Genomic DNA, 8,948 nt, shown 5'->3' with positions numbered 1-8,948 from the left:
GGCTTTATAGCGTGTATTTGAATTATGTGTTCGCTTACTAAAAGCTCACATTAAACCCTTTGTGGAACTCTCTCTTTTAAGGGGTTTCTTTTGAACTTTCTTTTTCTTTTTTTGAACCCTTTGTTTTAAACCCTTTGTTTTTTGAACCCCCTTTTTCTTTAAACCCTTTGTTTTAGGAGAGCTTCTTTTTTAAGGGGTTTCTTTTTTAAATTCTCTCTCTTTTTTTTTTTGAACCCTTTGTTTTTTGAACCCTTTGTTTTAGGGGGCTTCTTATTGAGAGATTTCTTTTCTTAAACCCTCTTTTCTTAAACCCTCTTTTCTTAAACCCTTTGTTTTTTTGAACTCTCTTTTTTAAACTCCCTTTTTTTAATTCTTTGTTTTTGAACCCTCTTTTTTTAAACCCTTTTTTTTTGGGGGATTTTAATGAAAAATCTTTTTTAGCGTTTTTGACGATTTGGTTAGTGGAAAACTTGACGCTAATTTAAGCGATAGTTTTTAAAAAGCGCTTTTTTTATAGGGGGGTTAAGTTGGAGATTAAAAGGGGGAGAATGATTTCAAATACTTCCTATCTCTTTAAGAAAATAAAATAAAACTTTAATAAAACGAAACTTTAATAAAATAAGTTTTACGATAAAATGAGAGCTAGAACGATAAAACAAAGTTTTAAAAACCCATTTTTTAAAAATGTAAAGAACATTAAAATATTAATAAAGCTTATAGTGGGAATAAAGCTGAAAGCAACCTAACGCTTCAATTCAAAACCAAAGCGTTAAGTGCTAACCAAGCGACAAGCCAAAACACTCTTTTTAAAAAGCGTTTTAGCGTGTTTTCACAAAGATGAACTAAACCTTAAGCGTGCTCAGATTTTTGCTTTTCTCTATATTCTATGATCATGCCGTGGATTTCATCTTTTAATTTTAATTTTTGTTTTTTCATGTGGCTGATTTCAGCGTCGCTAGCGTTTTGTTGCTCAGCGGTTTTGATGTCGTCATCAAGCTGGTTGTGTTTCTCAAAAATCTTATCAAAATGCGGATTATTCGCTTTTAACACGCTAATTTCGTCTCTAAATTCATGGAACATGGTTTTCTCCTTTAATTTTGGATGTTTAAAGTATAATAAACTATCTTTTTAAAAAAACAACTTAAAAGAGCTATAAAATAGCCTTAAAAGGCGCAATAAAACGACAAAAGGGAATACCCATGGATATTCGCAACGAATTTTTACAATTTTTTCAAAATAAGGGGCATGAGATTTATCCTAGCATGCCTTTAGTGCCTAATGATGCCACCTTGCTTTTTACCAATGCCGGCATGGTGCAATTTAAAGATATTTTTACCGGGATGGTGCCACGCCCTAGCATCCCTAGAGCGACAAGCTCGCAATTGTGCATGCGTGCAGGCGGCAAGCATAACGATTTGGAAAATGTCGGTTATACCGCAAGGCACCACACACTTTTTGAAATGCTAGGGAATTTCTCTTTTGGGGATTATTTCAAAGAAGAAGCGATCTTGTTTGCGTGGGAATTTGTAACCAAAAATTTAGGGTTTAAGCCTAAAGATTTATACATCAGCGTGCATGAAAAAGACGATGAAGCCGTTAAGCTATGGGAAAAGTTTGTGCCTGTTGATAGGATTAAAAAAATGGGCGATAAGGATAATTTCTGGCAAATGGGCGATAGCGGGCCTTGCGGGCCTTGCAGTGAAATCTACATTGATCAGGGCGAAAAACACTTTAAGGGGAGCGAGGATTATTTTGGGGGCGAGGGCGATAGGTTTTTAGAAATTTGGAATCTGGTGTTCATGCAATACGAACGCTCTAATGATGGCGTTTTGTCCCCCTTGCCAAAGCCTAGCATTGATACAGGCATGGGATTAGAAAGGGTGCAAGCGCTATTAGAACATAAGCTCAATAATTTTGATTCTTCATTATTTGCACCCTTAATGGGAGAAATCAGCGAGCTTACAGGTTTGGATTATGCGAGCGAGTTCCAGCCAAGCTTTAGGGTAGTGGCCGATCACGCAAGGGCGGTGGCGTTCTTGCTCGCTCAAGGGGTGCATTTCAATAAAGAAGGCCGTGGCTATGTTTTAAGGCGCATTTTAAGGCGAGCCTTAAGGCATGGGTATTTAATGGGCTTGAAAGAAGCGTTTTTATACAAAGTCGTGGGCGTGGTGTGCGAGCAATTTTCTAACGTGCATGCGTATTTGAAAGAATCTAAAGAAATAGTGATGAAAGAGTGCTTTGAAGAAGAAGAGCGCTTTTTAGAGACTTTGGAATCTGGCATGGAATTGTTTAACTTGTCTTTAAAGCATTTGAATGAAAATAAAATCTTTGATGGCAAGATCGCTTTCAAGCTTTATGACACTTTTGGTTTTCCTTTGGATTTAACAAACGACATGCTAAGAAGTCATGGGGCGTGTGTGGATATGCAAGGCTTTGAAAATTGCATGCAAGAGCAAGTGAAACGCTCTAAAGCCTCATGGAAAGGCAAGCAAAACAACGCCGATTTTAGCACTATTTTAAACGCTTATGCGCCTAATGAATTTGTGGGGTATGAAACGACAGAATGTCCTGCTAAAGTTTTAGGGTTTTTTGATAGCGGTTTTAAAGAAATAACAGAGGCAAATCCTAACCAAGAAGTCTGGGTCTTGTTAGAAAAAACCCCTTTTTATGCAGAAGGTGGGGGGGCTATAGGCGATAGGGGCGTGCTTTTTAAAGACAATGAAGAAGCGGCTATAGTGTTAGATACAAAAAACTTTTTTGGGCTTAATTTTTCGCTCCTTGAAATCAAAAAAGCGCTAAAAAAAGGCGATCAAGTGATCGCGCAAGTGAGCGATGATCGCTTAGAAATCGCCAAACACCATAGCGCGACGCATTTATTGCAGAGCGCTTTAAGAGAAGTTTTAGGCTCGCATGTGAGTCAAGCGGGGAGTTTAGTGGAATCCAAACGATTGCGCTTTGACTTTTCGCATGCTAAAGCGCTCAATGATGAAGAGCTAGAAAAAGTAGAAGATCTAGTCAACGCTCAAATTTTCAAGCATTTGACAAGCCATGTGGAGCATATGCCTTTAAACCAAGCCAAAGATAAGGGAGCGTTAGCGTTATTCAGTGAAAAATACGCTGAAAATGTGCGGGTGGTGAGCTTTAAAGAAGCGTCCATTGAATTGTGTGGGGGCATTCATGTGGAAAATACCGGGCTGATTGGGGGGTTTAGGATTGTAAAAGAAAGCGGGGTGAGTAGTGGGGTCAGACGCATTGAAGCGGTGTGCGGGAAAGCCTTTTACCAACTGGCTAAAGAAGAAAATAAAGAGCTTAAAAACGCTAAGACTTTATTGAAAAATAACGATGTCATAGCCGGCATCAACAAGCTTAAAGAGAGCGTGAAAAACAGCCAAAAAGCCCCCGTTTCTATGGATTTACCGGTTGAAAAAATCCATGGCGTGAGTTTGGTGGTGGGCGTAGTGGAGCAAGGCGACATTAAAGAAATGATTGATCGATTGAAAAGTAAGCATGAAAGATTGCTCGCTATGGTGTTTAAAAAAGAAAATGAGTGCATAAATCTCGCATGCGGGGTGAAAAACGCCCCCATAAAAGCGAACGCATGGGCTAATGAAGTGGCGCAAATTTTAGGGGGCAAAGGGGGCGGGAGAGATGATTTTGCGAGTGCTGGGGGCAAGGATATTGAAAATTTGCAAGCCGCGCTCAATTTAGCGAAAAATACCGCTCTTAAAGCTTTAGAGGGATAGCATGGAGCTTATTTTAGGCTCTCAATCTAGTGCTAGGGCGAATCTTTTAAAAGAGCATGGGATTAAGTTTGAACAAAAAACGCTCTATTTTGATGAAGAAAGCCTAAAAACCACAGACCCTAGGGAGTTTGTCTATTTGGCGTGCAAGGGGAAATTGGAAAAAGCTAAAGAGTTACTTGCGAATAATTGCGTTATCGTGGTGGCTGATAGCGTGGTGAGCGTGGGTAATCGCATGCAACGAAAAGCTAAAAACAAGCGAGAAGCCCTTGAATTTTTAAAACGCCAAAATGGCAATGAAATAGAGGTTTTAACCTGCTCTGCATTGATTTCTCCTAAATTAGAATGGCTGGATCTGTCGGTTTTTAGAGCGCGTTTAAAGGCGTTTGATCCTAGCGAGATAGAAAAATATTTAGAGAGCGGATTGTGGCAAGAAAGCGCGGGCTGTGTGCGGTTAGAAGACTTTCATAGGCCCTATATTAAAAGCTCAAGCGAGAATTTAAGCGTGGGGTTGGGGCTGAATGTGGAAGGCTTGTTAGGGGCGCTAAAATTAGGGGCTGAAATTGCATCGTTATAAACGCTATTGTTTTATAAATATTAAAACACTATCCACTGACTGATAAAACCCCTTGACAAACAAAAAAAACGATATACTCTAGCATTTGATGTTTAAGGAGTTGTCATGGGGTCTTGGTCTCGTATTCTTTTATCAATCTTGGTGGTGGTTTTGGGATTAGCACTTACTACCATGCTCATAAATTGGCATGTTTAGCGGGAATGATCTATTTTGGCTATGGCATTATTATGGATTTTAGCGCTCTATCATCTACAATGTGGTGGTGGTCTTTATCAAAAATAACATGGTTTTGTGTGGGCTATATCGCTTTATGGGGGCTTACGCTTATTATGGGTTTTTTACATGTTCTACAATAAATAGAAGACTATTCGTAAAAATTGATTGAAAAAATTAAAATAGGGGGGACACTAGAACCTTTAAAAACAGGTTCTAGTAAAAATACAAGGTTAGGGATTATTTCCCAAAACGCCCACCGGTGGTAGGGTAGCCATAAATAGAGCCATCTTTGATTTTCATGTGATCTTCCCAAGGCAATTTGTATTTACCAGCGGCTAAGTCTTTGATGTAGGTTAAGCCTGCGTCATGTTCTCCGCCCGGTTTAGCCACATACCCTCTATGGCCTAGGTTGTAAATGTTGTTTTCTAAGCCCCAGCTTAAGCGAGCGTTGTCTGCCATTTTAGGATAGATTTCCCCGGTTACAATCTCCCAAGGGTTGCGGTGCCCTTGAACAAGAGTCGTGCCATCAAAGTTACAGATTTGCCCCTCACCAAAGTAGTAAAAGACATTATCATAGCCGGCTAAATTCACGCTCACGGTATACATCAAATTGTGCCATGCGTTGGAGCGGTTGGTCAAAATCCACTGATCATTGACTTGAGTGCTATAGCCTGAAATGCGGATATACACATTGCACCCTTTATAGGCCGCTTCTCTAGCGAGCTCTGGAATCATGCCGTCATGGCAAATGCACACGGCTAATTTTGATCCGCCCGGACCCTCGCACACAGGCATTCCTAAATCCCCAGGATACCATGGTTCAATGGGATTCCATGGGAATAGCTTGCGGTATTTTAAAATGATTTTACCTTGCGGATCAATAATAATGGCGGTGTTGTAGGGGTTTTTGTTAGAATCAGGATTGCGTTCCATGATTGAAAAAACACCATAAACTTTCGCCTCTTTACACGCTTGAGCGTATAGCTCTGTCTCTTTACCCGGGACATCTAATAAAAACTCTTCACTAAGCCACTTAGCGGTATTCAAACCTTGCGTGCTATACTCAGGGAAAATGATAAGCTCCACTCCTGGATACCCCGCTTTAGTCGCATGCAAGGTTCTGATAATGCTTTCAATATTGTGATCAATGTCCTTACGGCTATTGACAATTGGCACAGGAAACTGAATGGCTGCCACTAAAAACCCTTCAATAGGTTTGCCCATACTACCGATACTTCCCATAATAACTCCTTCTAAAAGTTTTGTCGCAATAACAATAACAATTATTGCAAGAGAATACTATTGCAAGAGAACTAATTTAGAGTAAATGCGAGATTTTTTGATAAAAAGATTTAAATCTATTTTTAAAGCGCTTTTCAGCCTCTATAATCGCTGTTTTAAAAACCCCTAAAAATCCTTTAACAATCCCACAAATTCTTTAAAAATATAATGGCTCTCTTTGGGGCCGGGGCTGCTTTCTGGGTGGTGCTGGACAGAAATAATGGGAGCGTTTTTATAACGCACGCCCTCAATGGTGTTGTCAAAAAGATTGCGGTGCGTGATAACAGCGATTTCTTCAATTTCTTCAGGGACGCAATAGTTGTGGTTTTGCGCGGTGATTTCAACGGCGTTTGTTTTTAGGTTTTTAACGGGGTGGTTGCTCCCATGATGGCCAAATTTGAGCTTGTAAGTAGGGTAGCCTTGCGCGATAGAGAGCAATTGATGCCCTAAGCAAATGCCAAACATGGGGATTCTAGCGTCAATGAGTTGTTTGATTTCGCCAATTTCTTGCTGCAAGCTCAAAGGATCGCCGGGGCCGTTAGAAAGAAAAATCCCGCTAATTTCTTTTTTTTCATAGGCTTTAATCAGCTCGCTAGCTTTAGTGTGGTGCGGGTAAATAAGGGCTTTTAACCCCACATTTTGAAGCTCGTTTAAAATGTTGCCCTTAGCCCCAAAGTCTAGCACGGCGATAATTTTATGCGGAGTTTTTTCATCAAAAGGCTTGTAATCTAGGGTTTTGAAATCAAAAGTAGCGCGTTGGTGCGTGATGATTTTTGGCGTAGAAACGCTAGACACTAAGGGGGAGTGAGAAATTTTAGGAGCGTTTTTTAAAATTTCTTCAAGCTTGTTTTTGTCATGCTCTATCGTGGAAGCGACCATCATCAAGCACCCATGATGGCGTAAGGTTTTGATCAAACTCCTGGTATCAACGCCACAAATCCCTAAAACGCCGCGCTCTTTTAAATAAGCGCTCAAGCTAAAATCTGCCCTTGAATTAGAAAAAAATTCGTTGTAATGGCGCGCTAAAACCCCTGCGCATGAAAAAAAGGATTCATCATCTTTAGAATTAGCACCCACAACCCCAATTTCAGGCATGCTAAAAACCACGAATTGCCCCTTATAGCTAGGGTCGCTAATGACTTCTTGATAGCCGCTCATGGAAGTGTTAAAAACAAGTTCGCCCACTTGCGTGCCGCTAGCCCCAAAACTTTGCGCTTGTAAAAAAAGCCCGTTTTCTAAATAGAGAGAGACCATTATAAAAAGCCCTTGCGTCTTAATTCTTCTTCATAGAGCCTTTCAAACACCAACTCGTATTCATCGCTCCCTACGGGGAGTTTGCGTTTGTAATGCTTGATTTTTTCATGCACTTCATTTTCAATGCTTTCATACGCTTTAGAATAGGTGTCAATGGATTTGTAAATCAAGTTTCTTATCAAATTTTCAGACACGCTAAACATGATCAAATCTTCATCTAAGATTTTGTTCAAAATCTGGTGCGATAAATCGCTGCACCTTTCTTCCCAAAACAAATGAAAGCCCTCTTTTTGAGCGATCTGTCTTTTAATCATCCAAAAAAGCTGCCTTTCATCCATCCGCATGAATTCTATCTCATCGGTGTTTTCTTCTAAAAGCTCTCTGGCTTGCTCATCAATGGCGTTTTCTTTTTTAACGCTTTTTTCCAAAATCCCTTCTATCAATTCACACAATAATTCCCTAGGGGCTTTTAATTCTAATAGTTTTGAATGGATAAAGTCGTTAGCAATCTTATGGCTTATATGGTTTATATGGGTTAGTTTGAGTCTCATGATTTTTCTCGCGTATTTTATTTATTTTTAGAGTGCATTTTATCGTTTTTTAGATAAAACGCTTTTTAAAGAATTAATTTAATGGCGCACCAAACTATAGGATTGTAGAATTTTATCAGCGTAGATGATTGTAATATCCGGGCGTTTTTTAGAAATTTTAGTGTTAATCAGTCTTAACCTCCCCCCCTCTCTAATACCATAAAATTGGAGCCTTAAAGCGAGTTGTTTATCGTTAGTGCGGATTTGATGGATACCCCTTAATTGCAAGGCTGTGGCGACTTCTTTAGCCAAGAAATGCCGGTTTAATAATTTTTCATTAGCGCCAGAAATTTTACTCCCCCATAAAAAAAGCGTTTCAGTGAGCATTAAAAGATACAAACTAAAAACGCGCAAATAATACTGCCCCCTAAATTCCTTTAAACGCACCCTAAGGCTATTCAAAACGCTTTTAATAAACAAGGGCAAACCGATTAACGCTAAGGGGGCGAAAGTTCTTAAATCTATCTCTTGGCGCATGCTCAAAAGCAAAGGGAAAAGCCAACCGCTCGTGCTCATAAAGGCTAGTAACGATGGCTTTTTATCCAAAAGGGCTTTATAGAGCGTATAAGGGTAGTAGAGAAACAATAAGGGCGAGTATAAGAGCATGAGTTCTAAGCATGTGTCTATAAAATACCCGCTAGGCAAGCCCTTATTGAATCTCCCGCTAAAAAGAGCGGTATTCACGCCTAAAACCACCAAAATAAAGATCGCACTCTTAAAATAGCGTCTCCTTAAAGCGTAGGCAAAAACCCCTAGTAAAAGCGGGATGAACGCGCCGTCTAAAAACGCGCAAGCGCTAAGGGTTAAATAAGGGATTTTTTGGGTTTTGATATACAAATAGCTAACCAAAAGCCCAAGGCTTAACACCAGCACGCTTTTAGCTAGTAAAATCGCAAAGAGATTCACCCCAGGCAATAAAGCGTAAGTCAATACCACATAAAGGGCGTCTTTAGGCTTTTTTAAGATCTTTCGCCCTATGAGATAGAATAAAAACATGTTAATGAGATGAGCGATCAAAAAAGGCAACCTCAAAGCCAAATCATTTTGACCTAAAATGGCGGTGCTTTTTTGAGCGATTTGAACAAACCATGCGCTGCTATAAAAAAAATCCTTCGCTTCATTGTAGCTGATAGAAATTTCTCCACTCATCAACAGCCCCAAAGCTAGGACTAAAAAAACCATGATGGTAAAGACTAAATCGCTTAAATCAAAGCTCCTTGTTTTTTTCTCTGGATAAATAAAATAGCGGAAATATAACAGAGCGCTTTGTAAGGGGCTTAGTTGCATGGC

Annotated in this window: 8 protein-coding genes; 3 read left to right on the top strand and 5 right to left on the bottom strand. The window is 39.7% G+C overall.

Annotation, left to right across the window (positions count from 1 at the left end):
* Window positions 1-849: 849 nt before the first annotated feature.
* Window positions 850-1,080 (bottom strand): YdcH family protein, encoded by a 231-nt coding sequence (locus IC572_RS06230; RefSeq protein ID WP_000468321.1) that lies wholly within the window; start codon window positions 1,078-1,080, stop codon window positions 850-852.
* A gap of 119 nt (window positions 1,081-1,199) precedes the next feature.
* Between IC572_RS06230 and alaS the strand changes: the two genes are divergently transcribed.
* The 3 genes from alaS (at window position 1,200) to IC572_RS06215 (ending at window position 4,673) form a co-directional block, all read left to right on the top strand.
* The gene (gene alaS / locus IC572_RS06225) at window positions 1,200-3,743 is read left to right on the top strand and encodes an alanine--tRNA ligase (RefSeq protein ID WP_187855433.1); all 2,544 of its coding nucleotides are present in this window, start codon (window positions 1,200-1,202) and stop codon (window positions 3,741-3,743) included.
* Between the two features lies 1 nt (window position 3,744).
* Complete coding sequence (maf, locus tag IC572_RS06220) at window positions 3,745-4,317, top strand: septum formation inhibitor Maf (protein ID WP_187855431.1); 573 nt, start codon at window positions 3,745-3,747, stop codon at window positions 4,315-4,317.
* Window positions 4,318-4,430: 113 nt separating this feature from the next.
* Window positions 4,431-4,673, top strand: a complete 243-nt coding sequence (locus tag IC572_RS06215) for a hypothetical protein (RefSeq protein ID WP_187855430.1) — start codon at window positions 4,431-4,433, stop codon at window positions 4,671-4,673.
* A 97-nt stretch (window positions 4,674-4,770) separates the two neighbouring features.
* Here the strand turns inward: IC572_RS06215 and IC572_RS06210 are convergent, their stop codons facing one another.
* From IC572_RS06210 to IC572_RS06195, 4 genes are all read right to left on the bottom strand, one after another.
* A complete protein-coding gene (locus tag IC572_RS06210) occupies window positions 4,771-5,775 on the bottom strand; it encodes a formamidase (protein WP_000534792.1) in 1,005 nt (334 codons plus the stop codon).
* A 165-nt stretch (window positions 5,776-5,940) separates the two neighbouring features.
* Complete coding sequence (gene carA, locus IC572_RS06205) at window positions 5,941-7,068, bottom strand: glutamine-hydrolyzing carbamoyl-phosphate synthase small subunit (protein ID WP_187855428.1); 1,128 nt, start codon at window positions 7,066-7,068, stop codon at window positions 5,941-5,943.
* Window positions 7,068-7,619 (bottom strand): DUF507 family protein, encoded by a 552-nt coding sequence (locus IC572_RS06200; protein WP_001237425.1) that lies wholly within the window; start codon window positions 7,617-7,619, stop codon window positions 7,068-7,070. The genes carA and IC572_RS06200 overlap by 1 nt, the downstream gene beginning before the upstream one ends.
* 78 nt (window positions 7,620-7,697) lie before the next feature.
* The gene (locus IC572_RS06195; RefSeq protein WP_187855426.1) at window positions 7,698-8,945 is read right to left on the bottom strand and encodes a glycosyltransferase family 39 protein; all 1,248 of its coding nucleotides are present in this window, start codon (window positions 8,943-8,945) and stop codon (window positions 7,698-7,700) included.
* Window positions 8,946-8,948: the final 3 nt, after the last annotated feature.

The sequence above is a fragment of the Helicobacter pylori genome, from assembly GCF_014496485.1.
In the GTDB taxonomy this organism is placed as follows: domain Bacteria; phylum Campylobacterota; class Campylobacteria; order Campylobacterales; family Helicobacteraceae; genus Helicobacter; species Helicobacter pylori_DD.
The sequence above is the reverse complement of the archived record's forward strand: the minus strand, read 5'-3'. Positions and strand labels throughout refer to the sequence as shown.